At 61.2% G+C, this 18187-nt stretch carries 15 protein-coding genes; 3 read left to right on the top strand and 12 right to left on the bottom strand.

Annotated elements, in window-relative coordinates; translation table 11 throughout:
• Nucleotide 1 precedes the first annotated feature (1 nt).
• Both ABIE32_RS01320 and ABIE32_RS01315 read right to left on the bottom strand, forming a co-directional pair.
• Complete coding sequence (locus tag ABIE32_RS01320; RefSeq protein ID WP_429013100.1) at nt 2–1948, bottom strand: AMP-dependent synthetase/ligase; 1947 nt, start codon at nt 1946–1948, stop codon at nt 2–4.
• A gap of 337 nt (nt 1949–2285) precedes the next feature.
• A complete protein-coding gene (locus tag ABIE32_RS01315; protein ID WP_224150747.1) occupies nt 2286–2540 on the bottom strand; it encodes an acyl-CoA-binding protein in 255 nt (84 codons plus the stop codon).
• 123 nt (nt 2541–2663) lie between these two features.
• Between ABIE32_RS01315 and ABIE32_RS01310 the strand changes: the two genes are divergently transcribed.
• Nucleotides 2664–3392, top strand: a complete 729-nt coding sequence (locus ABIE32_RS01310) for a Crp/Fnr family transcriptional regulator (RefSeq protein ID WP_224150746.1) — start codon at nt 2664–2666, stop codon at nt 3390–3392.
• An 18-nt stretch (nt 3393–3410) separates the two neighbouring features.
• Here the strand turns inward: ABIE32_RS01310 and ABIE32_RS01305 are convergent, their stop codons facing one another.
• Nucleotides 3411–3599: a hypothetical protein gene (locus ABIE32_RS01305; RefSeq protein WP_224150745.1), complete on the bottom strand. Its 189-nt coding sequence runs from the start codon at nt 3597–3599 to the stop codon at nt 3411–3413.
• A gap of 301 nt (nt 3600–3900) precedes the next feature.
• Between ABIE32_RS01305 and ABIE32_RS01300 the strand changes: the two genes are divergently transcribed.
• A complete protein-coding gene (locus ABIE32_RS01300; protein ID WP_429013096.1) occupies nt 3901–5034 on the top strand; it encodes a pseudouridine synthase in 1134 nt (377 codons plus the stop codon).
• A gap of 152 nt (nt 5035–5186) precedes the next feature.
• On the opposite strand, the gene ABIE32_RS01295 is transcribed toward ABIE32_RS01300, so the two are convergent.
• The 8 genes from ABIE32_RS01295 to ABIE32_RS01260 form a co-directional block, all read right to left on the bottom strand.
• On the bottom strand, nt 5187–5756 hold the full coding sequence (locus ABIE32_RS01295) for a glycerol-3-phosphate responsive antiterminator (RefSeq protein ID WP_429013094.1): 570 nt from the start codon (nt 5754–5756) through the stop codon (nt 5187–5189).
• A gap of 17 nt (nt 5757–5773) precedes the next feature.
• Complete coding sequence (locus tag ABIE32_RS01290; protein ID WP_429013091.1) at nt 5774–7315, bottom strand: FAD-binding oxidoreductase; 1542 nt, start codon at nt 7313–7315, stop codon at nt 5774–5776.
• Nucleotides 7309–8991, bottom strand: coding sequence for an FAD-dependent oxidoreductase (locus ABIE32_RS01285; RefSeq protein WP_429013088.1), 1683 nt, complete (start codon nt 8989–8991; stop codon nt 7309–7311). The genes ABIE32_RS01290 and ABIE32_RS01285 overlap by 7 nt, the downstream gene beginning before the upstream one ends.
• Nucleotides 8988–10529 carry an FGGY family carbohydrate kinase gene (locus tag ABIE32_RS01280; RefSeq protein ID WP_429013085.1) on the bottom strand — a complete coding sequence of 514 codons (1542 nt, stop codon included), beginning with the start codon at nt 10527–10529 and terminating at the stop codon, nt 8988–8990. The genes ABIE32_RS01285 and ABIE32_RS01280 overlap by 4 nt, the downstream gene beginning before the upstream one ends.
• Before the next feature lie 23 nt (nt 10530–10552).
• Entirely contained in the window at nt 10553–11989 is a 1437-nt protein-coding gene (locus ABIE32_RS01275; RefSeq protein ID WP_429013082.1) for an MFS transporter, read from the bottom strand.
• Nucleotides 11990–12207: 218 nt separating this feature from the next.
• Nucleotides 12208–12504, bottom strand: a complete 297-nt coding sequence (locus ABIE32_RS01270; RefSeq protein WP_224150739.1) for a YciI family protein — start codon at nt 12502–12504, stop codon at nt 12208–12210.
• Between the two features lie 124 nt (nt 12505–12628).
• On the bottom strand, nt 12629–13438 hold the full coding sequence (locus ABIE32_RS01265; protein WP_429013079.1) for an alpha/beta fold hydrolase: 810 nt from the start codon (nt 13436–13438) through the stop codon (nt 12629–12631).
• Between the two features lie 87 nt (nt 13439–13525).
• Nucleotides 13526–14317: an aminoglycoside adenylyltransferase family protein gene (locus ABIE32_RS01260; RefSeq protein WP_429013077.1), complete on the bottom strand. Its 792-nt coding sequence runs from the start codon at nt 14315–14317 to the stop codon at nt 13526–13528.
• Nucleotides 14318–14515: 198 nt separating this feature from the next.
• On the opposite strand from ABIE32_RS01260, the gene ABIE32_RS01255 reads away from it, so the two are divergent.
• Nucleotides 14516–16729, top strand: a complete 2214-nt coding sequence (locus ABIE32_RS01255) for a prolyl oligopeptidase family serine peptidase (RefSeq protein WP_429013074.1) — start codon at nt 14516–14518, stop codon at nt 16727–16729.
• A 60-nt stretch (nt 16730–16789) separates the two neighbouring features.
• On the opposite strand, the gene ABIE32_RS01250 is transcribed toward ABIE32_RS01255, so the two are convergent.
• Nucleotides 16790–18112, bottom strand: a complete 1323-nt coding sequence (locus ABIE32_RS01250) for an MFS transporter (RefSeq protein ID WP_429013071.1) — start codon at nt 18110–18112, stop codon at nt 16790–16792.
• Nucleotides 18113–18187 lie beyond the last annotated feature (75 nt).

The following is an 18187-nucleotide window of genomic DNA, read 5'->3' as shown; positions in this document are numbered from 1 at the left end:
TTCAGGCGACAGACTTCACGGGCGTGAAGGTCTTGCTGTCGTCGATCTTCAAGGTGGCGCTCACGCTGCCGGTGCGGCCGTCTTCGAACTTCACCTGGGTTTCGATGAACTGTTCCGCACGGCCGGCATACAGCGCATCGACCAGCACGCCGTATTTGTCGGCGATGAAGCCGCGGCGCACCTTGTTGGTGCGGGTCAACTCGCCATCGTCGGCATCAAGCTCCTTGTGCAGTACCAGAAAGCGCGTGACCTGGCTGCCAGCGAGCATGGCATCGGTTGCCAGATCGGCGTTGACCTTCTCCACGCAATCCTTGATGAGTGCATAAACCTGGGGCTTTTGCGCCAGGTCGGTGTAGCCCGCGTAGGGCAGGTTCTGGCGCTCGGCCCAGTTGCCCACGGCCTCGAAGTCGATGTTGATCATCGCGCAGACTTTTTCGCGGCCGTCCCCCAGTGCCACCGCTTCCTTGATGAAAGGGAAGAACTTGAGCTTGTTCTCGACATACTTGGGTGCGAACATCGCGCCGTCGTTGGCGCCGCCTTTCAAGCGGCCCACGTCCTTGACCCGGTCGATGATCTTGAGCTGGCCGCTCTTGTCCATGAAGCCTGCGTCACTGGTGTGGTACCAGCCGTCTTCGCTCAGCACCTCGGCCGTGGCCTTGGGGTTCTTATAGTATTCCTTGAGCAGCCCTTTGGATTTGACCAGGATTTCGCCGTTGTCGGCCATCCTGATTTCGACACCGCGGATCGGATTACCCACCGTGTCGGCAAACACCTGGTTGTCTGGCTGGATACAGACAAACACGGCAGTTTCGGTCGACCCATACAGTTGCTTGAGGTTGATGCCGATGGAGCGGAAGAAGGTGAACAGGTCAGGCCCGATCGCCTCGCCAGCGGTATAGGCAACGCGCACGCGGCTGAAGCCCATGTTGTTGCGCAGTGGGCCAAACACCATCCAATCGCCCAACCGGTAGCTGATCTTGTCCGCCAGGCTCACGGGCTGGCCATCACGCAGGGCTGGGCCCACCCGTTTAGCCACTTCCATGAAGTGGTGAAACATCTTGCGCTTGATGAGGCCGGCATCTTCCATGCGGATCATCACGCTGGTCAGAATGCCTTCAAAAATGCGCGGCGGCGCAAAGTAATAGGTGGGGCCGACCTCCTTCAGGTCGATATTGACGGTGCTGCTCGATTCAGGGCAGTTCACCACGTAACCACAGGCCAGCCATTGCGCATAGCTGAAGATGTTCTGGCCGATCCAGGCGGGGGGCAGGTAGGCCAGCACTTCCTCCTTGCTGGTCAGATTCTCGAATTCGGCGCCTGCAGAGGCGCTCTCCAGCAGCGAACTGTGGGTGTGCACCACGCCCTTGGGGTTGCCAGTGGTGCCCGAGGTGAAGAACATTGCGGCAACGTCCTCGTTTTGTGTAGCGTGCACCTGTCCCTCAAACCACTGGGGGTGGCTGTCGACATACGCCTTGCCAGTGGCGATCAGGCTGTCGAGCGATGCGAGGCCCGGCTCCGAATAGTTGCGCAGACCGCGCGGATCGTCGTAGAAGATGTGGCTGATCAGCGGGCACTGCTCGCGCAGCTCCAGCAGCTTGTCCACCTGCTCCTGGTCTTCTACGAGGCAAAAGCGCACTTCGGCGTTGTTCAGGGGGAACACGCATTCCGCAGCAACGGCGTCCTGGTACAGCGGCACGGGAATCGCGCCCAGCGACTGCGCAGCCAGCATGGTGGCATAGAGGCGAGGGCGGTTGGCACCGATCAGTACCAGATGCTCGCCACGCGCGAGGCCCGCTTGCGACAAGCCTGCCGCGATGTGCGAGACCAGGGTCGCCAGATGCGCCCAGTCATAGCTTTGCCAGATGCCGTATTCCTTCTCGCGCAACGCAGCGTCGTGCGGCCGGCTGGCGGCATGCTGCAGCAAGAGCTTGGGAAAGGTAGTGGACATGTGCCGTCTCCTGAACCGTTTTTATGGATCGCATGCTTTGAAAGCACACGTCGTTGTTGAAACGGAATGTAGAAGCAGCTTTGACGTTATTTTGTCTTTATGACGACAATCCTAGGGAAAGCACTCTCGGTGTTTACCTGTGATGAGGAGCAGGTTGTGGTAACGGAAGAAAAGACGGATAGCTTGCGCCATCTTGATGTAACGCAGAAGCAAATCCGACCCCGCGAGCCAGACTGCAGGGTGCCCATGTTTGGAGGTCAATGCCTGACCGGCACGGTCGATACAGGGGCAATAAAAAACGGCCCTGGGGCCGTTGTTGGGTGGGCTGGCTTGGTGGTTATTCCAGCGATTTCACCAGGTCGATGTACTGCTGCTTGGCATCGTCCTGCGCCACGCCTTTGAGCTGGTTCCAGGCATTCCATTTGGCAGATGCGACAAAGTCGGTGAAGCCGGGCTTGGGTTCGTTGTTGTCGCCCACGGCGCCTTGCTTGTAGAGGCCATAGAGCTTGAGCAGGGTCTGGTTGTCCGGGCGCTCGCTGAGGTTCATCGCGTTGTCCTTGGCGGCTTCAAAGGCGGTGTTCAAATCGGTCATGGTGTTTCCAATGCAATCAAAAGCTGGGCCTCAGTGTAGCTGGCGCGCAAGCGACAAACCAGCCTCGCACACTAGTGCGTTCCCTATAGGAATGCGACAGGCTCTGCGGCAATCTTGCGCCCTATGACTGTCACCGCATCCCTGTACCAACGCCGGCGTGCACCCACCCCGGATGAACTGGCGGGCATCCCCTGGTTGCGCGTTCTGCAGCCTGCGGAGCGTGACCATGCCGTGCGGCAACTGGTGGTGACGGAAGCAGAGCCTGGTGAATATGTGTGCCGGGTCGGGCGCCCGGTCACTTTCTGGTTTGGTGTGATCGAAGGCCTGCTCAAGATGAGTGCCGAGGACAGCGAAGGCCGCACCATGACTTTCGCGGGAATGCCCCGCAGTGGCTGGTTTGGCGAAGGTACGGCGCTCAAGCGAGAACCCTATCGCTACGACATCCAGGCCCTGCGCAAAAGCACGATTGGCGGTATTCCGGTCGATACCTTCCATTGGCTGCTCGATCATTCATTGGGATTCAACCGTTTCATGATGCACCAGCTCAATGAACGGCTGGCGCAGTTCATCTCGGCACGCGAGATCGACCGCCTCAACCGGCCCGAGGAGCGCGTGGCGCGCACCCTGGCGGCCCTGTTCAATCCGGTGCTCTACCCCGGCGTGAGCGATGTGCTGCGCATCACCCAGCAGGAACTGGCCTATCTGGTGGGGCTGTCTCGCCAGCGCGTGAACGAGGCACTGGCGGCCCTGCAGGAGCAAGGCGCTATTCGCATTGAATACGGCGGCCTGCGTGTGCTCAATCTGCAGGCCCTGCGTGGCAAGGGCTGGTTCGTCAACCCCGAGCGCGCTTGAGCAGCAGCGGGCCCTTGTTCAAGGTTTGCTTTCCGGAGCGCCGGGTGCGGAGCCTGGGCCCGTACTCGGAGTGCCAGGGGCCGCTGTGGCGGGTGCGGGCATGGTGCCGGGTGTGGCGCGCGGAGTGGGGACGGATGAAGGGCCTCGGTCGCAGCCGCTGACAGCCGCTGCACAGGCCAGTACCGCACACAGGGAAAGCCATTTCATGGTGTTTCTCCAATACTTTTCAAACGAGGTTTCATGCTACGCCGCTATGGAGCGGCCAGAAACAGTGCTGTTGCATCCGTCATACCTGCTTGCATTTGCGCATCGCGGTGAAAAGCCTGTGTTCATGCTGCTTTGCAAACCTCTTGCCGTAGGCTGGAACTGGCATGGGGATGCAATACGGGGCGTGGGACTCGATTTCCGTAAGAACCCCGGGAAAATGTAAGCCCGTCAGGCACCGACAGGCGGATCACAAGGCCGTGCGGGGCAGCCAGGCATGGGATTCGCGCGACAATACAGGGCTATGCCAAATGCTCCTGCCCCATCCCCATCGCCCGCATCTTCCTCGCCCGAGGGGGACGGCCGTAAAAAACTGACGCTCAGCAGCAAGCCTGCGTCCGCTCCCGCCGCGCGCGGCGCAAGCGGATCACCGCGCAGCAATGCCGGTGCAGGTGGAGGCGCGCGCCGCAGCGGCGCGCCAGGCCGGTTCGCAGGGGACGAGGGTGCGCGTGGGGCCCGCAACGCGGCAGGAAAGCCGTGGGGCTATGAACGTTCACGTGATGGTTTTCGTCCTGCACCGCCTGCCCGCAGCGAACCCAAGGCGAATGTGTGGCGGGCAGATGCTACGCCACGCACCATGCAGACGGCGGCCGCCCAGGCGCAGAACGTGCAGCTCAAGGCTGAAGGCCAGGTGCGTGTGAACAAGCGCCTGTCTGATCTGGGCATGTGTTCGCGCCGCGAGGGCGATGCCTGGATCGAGAATGGTTGGGTGCTGGTCAATGGCGAGGTCGCCACGATGGGCCAGTTGGTGAACCTGACCGACAAAATCGAAATTCAGCGTGCCGCACAGGAGCAGCAGGCCCAGCAGGTCACGATCCTGCTCAACAAACCCATGGGCTATGTCAGCGGGCAGGCCGAAGATGGCCACGAGCCTGCTGTGGTGCTGATCAACCCGCCCAACCACTGGCGCGAGGACCGCAGCAAGACCCGTTTCAACTTCAGCCAGCTCAAGGGGCTTGCGCCTTGCGGTCGGCTCGACATCGACTCGATCGGCCTGCTGGTGCTGACACAGGACGGCCGCATCGCCAAGCACATCATTGGCGAAGACTCCGAGGTGGACAAGGAATACCTGGTGCGTGTGGTGTACGGCGCGGTGGAGAAGGACGTGGAGCGCCATTTCCCCGAAGACAAGCTGGCGCTGCTGCGCCATGGCCTGTCGCTGGACGGTCAGGCACTGCTGCCCGCCGAGGTGGATTGGCAAAACCCGGAGCAGCTGCGCTTTGTGCTGCGCGAAGGCAAGAAGCGCCAGATTCGCCGCATGTGCGAAGCGGTGGGCCTGCATGTGGTGGGCCTCAAGCGCATTCGCATCGGCAAGGTGGCACTGGGCAATCTGCCGGTGGGGCAGTGGCGCTATCTGGGTGCAAATGAAGGCTTCTGAGCCAGCCAGCAAACCGAAGACTTGGTGAAGCATAGCTGCTTGCGCAGAGCAGAATGGGCTTTGATGGATAAAACGCTTGAAAACCCAATACCGATGCGCGCAGGCAGCTCCTCTTTTTTATTTCTTTGACGCAGAGAATGGGCTGCGTGATATCAAGAAGCCCGGCTCCACAGCTCCGCATCGCTGCTGGATATCGCACACGCGCCTGAGCGCAGCGCCAGTGCCACGTGTTCCTGGTTGCAGATGAAACCGGACGCCACAATGGGCGGCATGGATTGCTTCTCGGCCTCGGAGATGTGCGCCAGCATCGGCGCCGGCATGATCTGGACGAGGTTGGGGTCACTTTGCTCGATGGCCTTGACGCTGCGTGGCCATGTGGACCGGTCGGTCACGAACACCTTGAGCATGGTGAGCAGGCCCGCCTTGTTGGCTCGCTGGATGGTTGCCATTCTGGTGGACAGCAGGCTGCTGGCACCAATATCGACCAGGTAGTCCACCGCCCCCTTGTCCTGCGATATGCCGTCGCAGCTGTCGATGTTCACGATGGCGAGCTTGTCTGCCTTGGTGATCGTGGAGACCACCAGGCGCAGCTTTCGCAGCTCGATATTCGCGACGATGGCGACTTCGGCATCGCTGGCCAGGAATGCGCCCATCTGCTCGGCACCGTAGAGGGTAGCCATGACGGGGTATCTGGCGAGCCTTGCGCCCAGGGAGCGGTCCATGCTGGCAATCGTTTCGGTTAAGGCGTTACTTCGTCGGACAGGCCAAGTTTTCCCGGATTGAGCAGATTCTTGGGATCTAGCATTTTCTTGGTCAATTGCAGCAATGAAAATGCCGTGCCCAGCGACTCGGCCATGTAAGGCGCGCGCAGCAGGCCCACGCCGTGGTGGTGGCTCAATGTGGCATTGTAACGAAGTATGACTGCATTGGCCGCATCCCAGGCGGCGCGGTACCAGTCGGCCCGCTTGTCCACTTCGACCTCGCCGCGCAGCGAGAAGTAGAGGCACGCGCCATCGACATATGCATGGGATTGGTGGGCGGAGCCGGCCAGCGTGCCAGGCACCGATGCGATGGCCTTGACCACCTCGTCATAGATGGCGGGGAGATCACGCCAGCAGCCAGACATCTCCAGCGTATCGGCGACAAAACCGGGGCTCTTCTTGAAGCCTTCCGCGCTTTTGCCGGTGAGGTAGCGCGTGTCCAGCCAGCGCTCCAAAATGGCCGCGCCGTCCAGTTCGGTGCCGGTGGCCTTGCACACGCGCTCACAGATCTGCATGACGGCGTCGACCATTTCTGGAGCACCTTCGTCTGCAATCATCAGCACATGGGTCGCAGGGCGATTGAACTGCACACCGCTTTCCAGCGCATCGTACAGGCGCAAGGCGGCGGGGTTGGCCCCTTGCTGCATGATCTGGCGGCAGGCTTCCAGGCCTTGCGCGAAGGTGCCGAATTCGTAGGCAATGGACTTGCCATAGTCAGGCAGGCGGTGCAGTTTGAAGCGGATGCGAACAATGATGCCCAGCGTGCCCTCCGAACCGATGAACAGCTGCTGCAGGTCGGAGCCGATGGCTGCGCGCGGGTATCCGCCCACGGTGATGAGGCTGCCGTCGGCCAGCACCACATCCATGCCATACACCATGTCCTCGATCTTGCCGTACCGGGTCGACAGCTGGCCCGCGCCCCGGCAGGCAACCCAGCCTCCCACGGTGCTGATGCCGAAGGACGAAGGCCAGTGGCCCATGGTCATTTTGAACTGGCCCTGGATGGTCTCTTCGAAGACGTCTCCGAACATGCCTGCTTCCACATTCACCACCTGGCTGACTGCGTCAAAATCGACCAGCTTGTTGAGCTGGCAGATATCCAGGACGATGCCTCCCCGCACGGGAAGCGCCGCGCCGGTGACGTTGCTGCGACCGCCTGCCACGGTCACCGGAATGGCATGTTCGTTGGCAATGCGCATCACGGCCTGGATCTGCGCGACCTGAGAGGCGTGCACGATGACTGCATCCGGTGTGGCGGGCTGCCCCGAAGTCTCTGCGACCATGGTACGGGCCCACCAGTCGCGTGTTCCAGAAATGACGGCTTCGCGGGCAGTCTCCACCTTGTCTGCCACTTTCTGCAGTGCTTCTACCTGCGCCTGGGTCACCCGAACCGGCTCGCGCTGAAGGCCTGCCGGGCCATCGAACCCGGTGATGCCTGCCGCATAGGCGGGCGGGGTGTGGGCGCCCACCACGTAGTTGCGACGGTTGTAGCCACGTTTGATTGCATCTTTGCTCAGCATTGGATATCTCCCATAAGAATGGATTTTTCACGTTCAACAGAATGGCGGTATGCGGCCACCTGTTCCGAAATGTCGTTTGCGCTCAGATGGAGCTCGGCCTGCAGAATCTCGCCCACGCGCGCTGCGGCCAAGGCGGAGGCGTCGCGCGCCATGAGGCGCGCTCGCATCCGGCGGGACAGCACGTCTTCCACCGTTCTTGCCATCTCGTGGCGCACCGCATAGACGACTTCCGCTTCGGTGTACGCAAGCCCTTCCACGATGGGCTTGAGGAGAGACGGATGGTGCTGCATGATGTCGCTGACAAAACGTGCCTCTGTTCCGTAGCGCTCACCCAGATGCGCCGAGAGGCCGCCTGTGGCCGTGATGGCCTGTGAGTCGTAGCCCGCAGCGCCCAGCAGGAAGGCAGACTTTGTGGTGCATCGCTCGCGCCGCCCCAGCTGCTTTTCCACGGTGTCCACAGTTTGCTCTGCCATGTGGCGAGAGGTGGTCAGCTTGCCGCCCACGATGGTGACGAGTCCGTCTTCGGCGACATGGATCTCGTGGTTGCGCTTCATCTCGACGGTTTTTCCGCCAGCCGGCCCGACCAGCGGGCGGCATCCGGCGATGCTGCCGACCACATCCTCTGGCTGCAGGTCGGTCTTGAGGGCCGAGCGCGCGCCTTCCAGCAAAAAATCGAGTTCCTTGCGTGTGCAGTGCACATCGTCCAGGCTGCCTTCGTAGTCTTCATCCGTTGTGCCGAGGTAGGAGACATTGCCCCATCTTGTGATCGTGGCGCGTCTGCTGCGGCCTGGCACCGGAATGGTGACTGTGCAGTCGTTGCGGATCTTCAGCCACGGAATGGCCACGTGCACGCCTTTGGCAGGGCGAACATGCAGTCTGGCTTCCTGCCCATTCTTTCGACCATCCCAGTCGCGCAGCCATACGCCGGTCGCCATCACCACCGACCGGGCTTGCACGCGGATCTCCTTGCCATCAACCTGGGTGATGGCGCCGTCGACCTTGCCGCTTTCATTGCGCGTCAGCGATACCGCCTTGCAATGGTTCACGACGGTTGCGCCATGGAATACTGCCGTTCGGGCGATCGTCAAGGTCAGACGCGCATCGTCCACCCGCGCGTCAAAGTACATGAATCCGCCCATCAGGTGGTCTTCGCGGAAAGTCGGGCAGTGCGAGAGCACCTCGGCCTTGGACAGCTTCTGGTGCAGGATTCCCTCACGCCAGCCACCGGCGAAATCGTAGGTCCACAGCAGGCTGTTGAAGGCCTTGGCCAGTTTTTTGTCAAACACGCCCTCGCGTTCCATCACGGGAAACAGGAACGGCAGCCGATGCACCAGATGGCGGGCGTTGCGGCGCAGGCGTTGTCTTTCCAGAAGCGAATGGCGAACCAGGCCCAGGTTTCCCTGCTCGATGTAGCGCAGCCCGCCGTGAACCATCTTGGACGATTTGGACGATGTGCCGGACGCAAAGTCGTCTTTCTCGATGAGCGCAACCCGGTAGCCGCGCAGACTGGCGTCCAGTGCGACGTAGGAGCCGGTGACACCACCGCCTATCACCAGCAGGTCGAATTTCTCGTCGCCCAGTTGTGCCAGTTGCTCGGCACGCTCCAGCCGCAGTGGGGCGGTCAATGTCAATTCGGCGCTGTCCTTGCCATATAGGTTTGTTGGCCAACCTATCATGCTGCTTTCTCCGTTGATTCAAGACGTGTGTACTTTCTTGCGTGGGCCAGTTCGTCGGCCACGCGTGCGTGCCATATCGCCCGCCGGTGTGCACGCTCGTCCTCGCCCATCTGCGGCTCGAAGACAGCGTCTGTCTTCAAGGTAGCGCAGGCCTCTTCCAGCGAATCCCACAGCAGGCCGGAGCCCCCAGCCAGGAAGGCAATTCCTCTGAGGCTTGCCTTATCGGTTTCGGCCAGACGGCGCACAGGCATGCCCATCAGGTCGGCCTGTATCTGCAACAAGGTGGAGCTGCCAGCCAAACCGCCTCCGACCAGCAGCTCCGATACGCGAGTGCCAGACGCTTGCTGGTTGGCATCCATGCAGGAGGTCACCGAATGCGCGATGCCTTCCAGAATGGCCTTTGCGAGTTCCGCCTTGGAGGTCGCCATCGATATTCCGAGTACCGATGCTCTCGCTGCGGGCTCCATCGAGGGAATGCGAAGCCCCGTCAGCGCGGGCACGAACAGCAGGTCTGGAGAGGTGGTTGCGCCGCAGGCGAGTTCACTGATCTGCTTGGGGTCACTGAACCATTCCAGCTTTTCGCATATCCAGTTCAGGGCCGAGCCTGTGGTGGGCACATAGGTTTCGATGGCAAAGCGGGACAGCCCGTGGGTTCTTCGGGCGGTCATCGTGAGGGAACTCTCATGGGCGCCATCGTGCGGTGCCAGATCAACACCCGTCAGAACGTCTACGAAACTGCCTGTGCCATGCACGCACATGGCCTGTCCGCGCTCCAGGCAGCCCAGGCCGATGGCTGCAGCATGCTGGTCGCCTGCACAGGCAAGAATGGGCACTTCGATACCCAGAAGCTCATGCCGGGTGATGCCAAAATCGTCGGCGTCTTCCCGGAGTCTGGGCAGTAGCTCTTGCGGAAACTCCAGCGCATCCAGCCACGAATCCAGATACCGGTGTTCCCGAAGGACGTATGCGTTTCCCGAGGTCACGTTCGTCGGCGTTGTGACCAGTTCGCGTGACTTCGAAAGGTGCCATAGCAACCAGGTATCGATGGTTCCAAAGGCCAGGCGCTTTTCGCGGTAGGCCTGCGCAATCTCCGGCACCTCTCGCAGCTTGTGCCGGGCCCACAGATAGGGCGAGCGGACACCGGCAGGCCGCCCCGCATACTGCACCAGGGTGGAATCCCAGCGCGAGGACAGTGCTGCCAGCTCTTCCCGGTGCCTTGAATCTTGCCAGACCATGACGGGAGCGAGAGACCTGCCGGTCGACGTATCCCACAACACCGCGGAGCAGCGCTGGTTGGCAATGGCCATTGCCACGATATGCTTTCCGCTGGCCTGCGCTTGCGCAATCACCCGCCGGCACACCAGCAGCGTCTTCTCCAGCAGAACATCTGCGTCCTGCTCAACGGTTCCAGGGCGCGGACACGACACATCCAGCGGAATGTAGTCCTGGCCGAAGACAAGGCCATCTCTTCCCACCAATGCTGCGCGTGTGCCCGAAGTCCCCTCGTCGATGGACAAAATAACGTCGTTGTCGGCCATTGCCTGTCTCCTCTTCTTTTCGGCTATCGCGCAGCTACCACTTTGACGGCATCGGCTTCAAACTGAGGGGCGTCCGGTTCGTTGTCCGGGTTGACGGCGCTGCGCGTCGGATCCCATTTGATGGTGAAGCAGATGAGGCTTGCCACCAGCGGAACCACCGACAGGATCAGGAAGGTTGTCTCCAGGCCATATTGCTGGCGGAACAGCGGAAATACCAGCAGACCCAGGGCTGCGCCCATTGCGCCCAGCGCACCAATGACGCCGTTTGCTCCGGCACGCAATTCACTGCGGAAGGACAGCGTCGAGAGGCTTTTTCCGTTGGCACCCGGCCCGCCCGAGTGGAAAAGAATGAACAGTGACGGTGCTGCAACAGCCGCCCAGACAGGCATCTTTCCATTGAAAAGACCCAGCACCAGCAGCATCAGAAAGACCAGTGCAAATCCGATGGCGGAGGCGCGCCGCAATCCCAGAATGCGGCCGATCGTGGGCGAGAGAAAGCCGCCCACGATGCCGAAGACGTTGAATACCAACGCGCCAAGCGTGGCCTGCTGAAAATCCTTGCCAAACAGCGACGCGCTGATCAACGGGAGATACCAGCCCACCGCAAAGTACTGGATTGACTGACCGATCTGCACAGTGGCCGCCAGAATGGTGCGTGGCAGATAGACGCCGCGGAAAATCAGCAATACATTCGCGAGCCCCCGCTTGGCCTGGTTGATGACCGGCAAGCGTTCGGAAACCGGGGCTGCGACAAATGATTGGGCATAGATGCGAGTCATCGAGCGGGCCGCATCTTCAAGGCGCTCCTTGCGTGCCAGCCACGTCGGGCTTTCAATCAGCAGGCAAAGCTGCAATACCAGGATGAAGCAGCCGAACACAGCGGTGGCAGCGACCGAGTAACGCCACAGCGAATCACCCACGCCCCAGGAGTTGAACCACAGCGCAAGCACCAGGTTGGTACAGACGGCCATGTACCACATGCCTTGCCATACGTTCAGGCGGCTCTTGAACCGTGCCGGTGTGAACTCTGCCAGCACGGCCATGGCAATGGCGAAATCAATGCCATACGCCGCGCCTACAAAGAAGCGGCCAAACAGAATGGTGGAATAGTCGGGCGCAAACGTGACCAGCAGCGCGCCGATGACGGCGAGCACCTTGGCGATGATGAGAGGGCGCATGCGGCCCCAGCGGTCGGCCATCCAGCCGCCAATGGGATTGAAGGCGATCGACACCCATGAAGCAAGCGATGTCATCCATGCAACTTCAGCAGGGGTCAGCTGCTGGTCGCGTGTCATCGGCCCGAGGCCTACGCTGAGTGCAGAATTGGAAAATGCATCGAGAAACAGGCCGCCAAGCGCGAGCCACCAGATAACGCCCGCCCGACCTTTGATTCCCTGGCGTCCGTCGATAAAGGATATGACATCCTGGACACCACGAATTTTTATAGCGCTGGTTTGCATCATTGCCTCCTTGATGTGCTGCAAGAGGCCGATACAAACCCATAAGGCGCGACGAAGCCATCTTACAGATGGTCTTCAAATCTGAACCTGTATGCGCCCATTGTAGAACGCATGTTCCGCACACAACTCAGGACAAACCACTATCGCCTCCCCAGGCTGTCGCATAAGCGAAAGTTTGGGCGGGCGACGCTCCGTGCAATGAAGCTGGCAGACCCGTTTCAGAGTTTGCACACGCCGTCGACATAGGCCTTTCGCCAACGGGTGATCTTGATGTCTCCAAAAAGCCCGATCTTGAAAAAAGGGTCCTGCTCAATGAAGGCGCGCGCCTCTTCGGCGCTTTCCACGGCGACGATGTACAGGCCGCCGCCTTGGTCGGTGCCATCGTCATTCAGCTTGGCGCCGCATGCGATCAGCGCTGCCTTGTGCTCATCGAGAAATTCGAGGTGTGCATCCCGATTCTCTTTACGCAGGGAAAGGCTGTTGGGCTTGTCAAAGGTTTCGATGATGTAAGGCATACAAGGAGGAGGGATCAAGAGAAGGTATGAAGCGTAGCGCACGCACCCTTCGTACGGGTGATGCGGAGTTGACAGCGGCTGGGGCGCTGTCGGTAGGGCTGAACGAATCGATTCATGATGCCGTTCATTCTGTGGGCGTATGCAGGCGCCTCAGAAATGCGATGACGGCGGTGTTGAACAGGGCAGGCTGTTGCCAGGGAGCAAAGTGCCCAACACCAGGCAAGAGAACGAACCTGGCATTGCCCAAGGTGTCTGCCAGATACGCCAGGTGCTCACGAAAGATGAATTCATCATTCTCTGCGTGGCATACCGTGGTCGGTACATTCATCCGCGCAAGCTGAGCCGCCAGGTAATTCGGCTCGCTCGACTGCATGCGTTGAATTGCCTCAAAGACCTCGTCGAAGTTATCGGGTGTTGGCGACAACGCGGCATATTGCCTGCGGTGGTGTTGCAATACACGTTCGATGCGCGGCGTCATCTCGAACGGCTTGGTTCCGGAAGCGTCCACATTGCATGCAAAGAAGAAGAGGCCATGTACCCGTTCGGGGGACGTTTCCGCCAACACCAGCCCGGTGTCCGCGCCATCGCTCCAGCCAACGATGGCGGCGCTAGATATGTGGAGATGGTCGAGTACTTGCCGAACGTCCGCCGCCATGTCCGTGTAGTGCAATGGCTTGCCGTCCCAGAAGCTGCGGCCCTGGGCACGGCTGTCAATGGTGATGGCGCAGTATCCGTGGTCGACCAGCTCGGGGATCAGACACGCCCAGTTGGTGCTGTTGCCCATGCCGCCATGCAGCAGGACAACAGGCGGGCCTGAGCCAAAGACGGCGAACCAGATGCGCACTCCCTGGGCATCAACATACCCGTGGCGCCTGGGATCGGGGAGTGCCGAGAGGCGCTCCTCAAGGTGTAGCAGATCATCGTCGCTCTCCAAGGCGTGTCACTCCTTCGTCGTTGTGCATTGCAAGAGGCCAAAGCGGCCAGTATCGACCGCGAGTGGAGCTGCCAGGTGATTCGCCGTTCAGCCAGCCAGCTTTTGCTCCACTTCTGTGCGAGCATCACGCACGAATGCCTGCACGGCTTCGGGCTGGGTGGACGAAGTGTCCTGCTCCAACCCCAGGTAGGCAGCACGGGCATTTGCGACGATCGCTTTGTGGCGGTCGTCCACGCGTTCAAGTACCCAGGTAGCCGCTTCCTGCTTCGAGCAGATCCGGCCCGTCCACGCTGTGTACCAGCAGCGGGCGAGTGCGAGAACAATGTTTCGCTCGTCCCCTGCCCAGTCCTCGGGCTGGTTCCACTGCCCGACAGTGTCCAGAAGGGCTCGCTCAAGGTCGGCCTGTGGTACAGGTGGAAGGAGCGCGGAGGCTTCAGGCCCATATAGAGCAATGCTGCTGTCTCGAACCTTGGTGATCAGGATCGCCAGATCAGGGTCCGGCATTGGCGCTTCGAACACACCGCCAAGCAGGTCATGGCGGAGCCATTCGCCAAACTGCAATTCGCGGCGAGCAGGATAGCGCCAGGGCTTCAAATGGGCGAGACTCAGTACGGTGACTTCCAGAGGACGAAGAATGGCCGACGCCCCAGGGGGCGCAGAAACCGTGAGGAGCTGCGTCAGAACAGCGCTGCGCTGGCTTTCGCTCGGTGCCTCATCCACGGTCACCAGCAAGTCAAGATCGCTGGAAGGTTGCAGACCCGTATCCACAGCCGATCCAAAAACATGCATGCTGACGATGGCGCTTCCCAGCCCTGCCTCCAGCACGCTGCACGCCAGTGAGAGCTGGTGGAAAACGACAGGAGGAAGTGCGTTTGGCATCGGTTCATTCTAAAACGCTGTGCTTGCGCATTGATCACGGCGCCATGGGTGCTGCGCATCTCACGCAATTGGCCCCATATGAAGCTGGGAATACCTGGCATTACAACAATAGACGGCCCTGTTTCGCCAGATCGCGCCGTGATTTCCTGCGGCAGCGCTTTGCTGATCTTTCAACCTATTGCTGAGACCGCCTTGCCCGTGTCCCTTTCCACACCGCTTCCTGCCGAGAAATCTTCTTTGACCGCCAACCGCGCCGAGGCAAGCCGGTTCACTATAGGCTGGCCTGCTCTGGCAGCGCCTCAGGCTCCGCGTGAGGACCATGTGATCGAGCAACTGGGGCGCACCCGCAACGACGAGTTTGCCTGGATGAAGTTTGTGCCTGCCGTGGGTACGCGCACCATGGAGAACCTGCCGCCGCGCTTGCGCCAGCACCTGCAAGCCGAACGCGACTATGCACAGCAGCTATTGCAGCCGCTGGCAGCACCTGCACAGGACTTCTACAAGGCAATGATGGCTTATGCGCGCAGTGTTGTGCATGCGCCCGCAGTCGCATCCGCATCGCCCCCTGCGGGCTGGACCTATGGCGTGGAGCCCAGTGCGACACCGGGACACAAGCGGTTTGTACGCCGCCATACCGATGGACGGGTTGAGGCGCTGGTGGACGAGGCCGAACGAGCCGCAGGCCACGCCTATTACCGGGCTGCCGAGCACCAGGCCAGCCCGGATGAGCGCTATTTCATCTGGGCCGAGGACGTGATCGGCAATGATCGCCATCGCATCTGCTTGCTCGATACGCAGACGGGTGCAACCCAGGAACTCGTACCGGAGGATGCATTTGGATATGGCGGTCTGGTGTTTTCACCGTCATCGCAGAACGTTTTCTGGATCTGGCGTGATGCCCATAGCCGCCCTTCACGCCTGTACCGCACGCCCGTGACTGGTGGCGTGGCCGAGTTGGTGCATGAAGAGCACGACCCAGCCTTGTTCATGAAGGTGGCGCGCACAGCGGCCAATGGCTATGTGGCGGTGACTCTGTTCGGACCTGACACGAGTGAGGTGCGCCTGATCGCAGCTGGGGCAGAGTGCGATTCGCCACGCACGTTGCGTGAGCGTGAACGCGGCATTCGGTACGAAATCAACGAGTGGAATGGCGGCCTGATTGCGCTGACCAATGTGGATGGCGCAATCGACCGGCAGATCCTGCGCATGGAGGTTGCCGGCAAGCCGGGCGAGGGCATGCACGCATCGGCAGCGGTTGAGCCACTGGTGCCGCACCGCCTTGGTGTCCCCATCATTGCAATGCAGCCTTTTGCGTCTGTCCTGGCGCGGCTGGAGCGCGTGGATGGCCTGCATCGCCTCGTGCTGCTGCGGCCAGACGGCCACGAGACGGTGATCGCATTCAGCGAGCCTTCGTACGTGCTGGAGATGCCGCTGGCGCAGCCTTGGGATGCCACGCATGTACGCATTTCCCACCAGACGCTGGCACAGCCGCCGCGCTGGCTGAATGTGCGTCTGAGCGACGGACAGATCACCGAGGTGGAGCGCGAGAGCTATAGCGGGCTGGATTCGGACCGCTACCTGATCGAGCGTATGCACGCGGTTGCTGATGATGGTGAACGAGTGCCCATCACCGTGCTTTCCCGCAAGGATCTGGCAGGAGGCCAGCTACAGCCATTGCCTTTGCTGCTCACCGGCTATGGCGCATATGGCATTGCCTATGAGCCAGCGTTTTCACTGCCGGCGCTGGCCTGGGTGGATGCCGGTTACCGCTATGCGATTGCCCATGTGCGTGGCGGCTCGGAAAAGGGCTATGACTGGTACCAGGGCGGTTGCCGCGAGCACAAGCGCAACTCGATGAGCGATTTTCTGGCCTGCGCACAGCATCTGCAGCGCATGGGTTACAGCACGCCAGCGCAGACGGTGAGCCATGGCGTGTCGGCAGGCGGCTTGCTGGTATGCGGCGCGGCGAATATGCGGCCTGACCTGTGGGCAGGTGTCATCGCGCAGGTGCCATTTGTCGATATGCTCAACACCATGAGCGATGCGGGCCACCCGCTGGTGCCGCTGTTGCGTCCCGATTGGGGCGACCCGCTTGCAGACCCGGATGCCTACGACGCGATGGCAGCTCTTTCCCCCTACGAGAATGTGCGTGATGCCGCGTATCCGCCGGTGTTGTGCACAGCGGGCCTCAAGGACGACCGGGTGCCTTACTGGGAACCCGCCAAGCTGCTGGCCAATATCCGTCGCCATTCCAGCAGCAGCGCCCCTGCGTTGCTGCTGCTCAACCCGGACAGCGGCCATCAGGAGAGCGATCAGCCACAAAGCGTGCTGCAGCAGGCTGCGCAGCTATGGGCGTTTGCCGCGCATTGCATCCACACGGCGGCAGCTGTAGAAAAACACACCAGCCGTTGAACGCTGCCGCCACATGCCCGTTCTGCGCAACCGGCTGTACGCCCTGCTGCGCGACCGACATTACGTGGCGGGCGCGGCAGCTACCAGGGCTGCACTTTGCGTTGCGCTGCGCGTATGCAGGAAAAGCCGCCATGCGCAATAGGCTGAAATCAGCAAGGTGGGCACTGCAGTGATGGCGATGGCGCTCAGCATACGGCCATGTACCAGCCAGGTGGAGACAAAGCCAGCCAGCAGAGGCCCCAAGGCGCTGAAGACCGACACCACAAAGCTCCACAGCGCAAAACAGCGCGCGCGCAGCGGTGGCGGGGCCAGATCCTGCAGCATGGTGGGCACCAATGCATTGGCAGTGCAGGTGACAAACAGGAACAGGCCCACAACCACAAATGCCTGCTGGAGTGAAGCGGTGGAATAGAGCATCAGAATCGCAGGCACAGCCAGCAGCGCACATATGCCCATCAACATGGGCCGCACTGCGGCGCCCAGGCGCTTGGCAAGCCAGCGGTCCAGCCAGCCCACCACCGGCAGGCAACCAAGCGTGGCGACCAGCACCAGTCCTCCCAGCACCTTGCCGATATGTGCTGGCGTGGCATCGAAGCGGCGCTCCAGCGCCAAGGCCATCAACTGGTTCAGGCCCTGCACGGCAATCATCAGGCTGCCAGCCACGCCCACGAACAGCGCGATTGGCCGCCAGTGCTGGCGCAGATAACCTTGTAGCGACCCCCCGTCGGTGGCCTCACCCTGCATCGCATGGCGAGGCGGATTGGCGGTGAACAGGCCCGCCACCAGCAGAGGCAGGCCGGCTGCTGACAGCAGCAAGAAGGCTTTGCGCCAGGGGTCGAGTTGGCCGGGAATCCATGCCACGGCAGCAGTCTGGATATCGCCAGCGTAGTAGAAGCCAGCGCTCGCGCCGGTCGAGACCAGAGCAGCAAAACCAAGATTGGCGAACACACGGTGGCGCTCGGGCGCCAGATCAGGAATCATCGAGTACACCAGCGGCACCATTGCAAATTCGGTGATGCCTGCCGCCGAGCGGCCCAGGAAAAACAGCGGAAAATTGGGTGCCAGCGCGCTGAGCACCATCATGGCTGTCGAGGCCAGGACCAGGCACAGCAGCACCCGCTTGCGCGAGAAGCGATCAGCAAAGCGAGCCAGCGGTATCGCCAGCGCGCTGCCTACCAGCACACCCGCCAGACCTTGAAGCGCGCCGACTGCGGCATCGCTGATGGCAAATGTCTTCTGGATGGCCGACAGCGAGATGGCCTGCAGACCGTAGTCGCTCATCTGCACGCCGGCCGTCAGGCCCAGAAAGACCACGGTCAGCAAGCTCTGTAGCGACCACTGCGCAGGGCTCTGGGCCTGTTCGGCAATGGAAGAGGTTTTCATAAAAATACCGTTTTTATCGGCTGGCGCAAGAATGCATGACGCCCGGCGCGCATGTGGCGCAGCCGGGCGGACTTG

This window comes from Comamonas sp. 4034 (assembly GCF_050434545.1).
GTDB lineage: Bacteria > Pseudomonadota > Gammaproteobacteria > Burkholderiales > Burkholderiaceae_C > Comamonas > Comamonas odontotermitis.
This window is presented reverse-complemented; position numbering and strand designations above follow the sequence as displayed.

Coding starts and splice junctions, on each gene's coding strand:
- ABIE32_RS01270 (WP_224150739.1), bottom strand. CDS start 12,504: ATGCCTTACATCATCGAAACCTTTGACAAGCCCAACAGCCTTTCCCTG.
- ABIE32_RS01290 (WP_429013091.1), bottom strand. CDS start 7,315: ATGCTGAGCAAAGATGCAATCAAACGTGGCTACAACCGTCGCAACTAC.
- ABIE32_RS01275 (WP_429013082.1), bottom strand. CDS start 11,989: ATGCAAACCAGCGCTATAAAAATTCGTGGTGTCCAGGATGTCATATCC.
- ABIE32_RS01250 (WP_429013071.1), bottom strand. CDS start 18,112: ATGAAAACCTCTTCCATTGCCGAACAGGCCCAGAGCCCTGCGCAGTGG.
- ABIE32_RS01285 (WP_429013088.1), bottom strand. CDS start 8,991: ATGATAGGTTGGCCAACAAACCTATATGGCAAGGACAGCGCCGAATTG.
- ABIE32_RS01300 (WP_429013096.1), top strand. CDS start 3,901: ATGCCAAATGCTCCTGCCCCATCCCCATCGCCCGCATCTTCCTCGCCC.
- ABIE32_RS01305 (WP_224150745.1), bottom strand. CDS start 3,599: ATGAAATGGCTTTCCCTGTGTGCGGTACTGGCCTGTGCAGCGGCTGTC.
- ABIE32_RS01320 (WP_429013100.1), bottom strand. CDS start 1,948: ATGTCCACTACCTTTCCCAAGCTCTTGCTGCAGCATGCCGCCAGCCGG.
- ABIE32_RS01260 (WP_429013077.1), bottom strand. CDS start 14,317: ATGCCAAACGCACTTCCTCCTGTCGTTTTCCACCAGCTCTCACTGGCG.
- ABIE32_RS01315 (WP_224150747.1), bottom strand. CDS start 2,540: ATGACCGATTTGAACACCGCCTTTGAAGCCGCCAAGGACAACGCGATG.
- ABIE32_RS01310 (WP_224150746.1), top strand. CDS start 2,664: ATGACTGTCACCGCATCCCTGTACCAACGCCGGCGTGCACCCACCCCG.
- ABIE32_RS01295 (WP_429013094.1), bottom strand. CDS start 5,756: ATGGACCGCTCCCTGGGCGCAAGGCTCGCCAGATACCCCGTCATGGCT.
- ABIE32_RS01280 (WP_429013085.1), bottom strand. CDS start 10,529: ATGGCCGACAACGACGTTATTTTGTCCATCGACGAGGGGACTTCGGGC.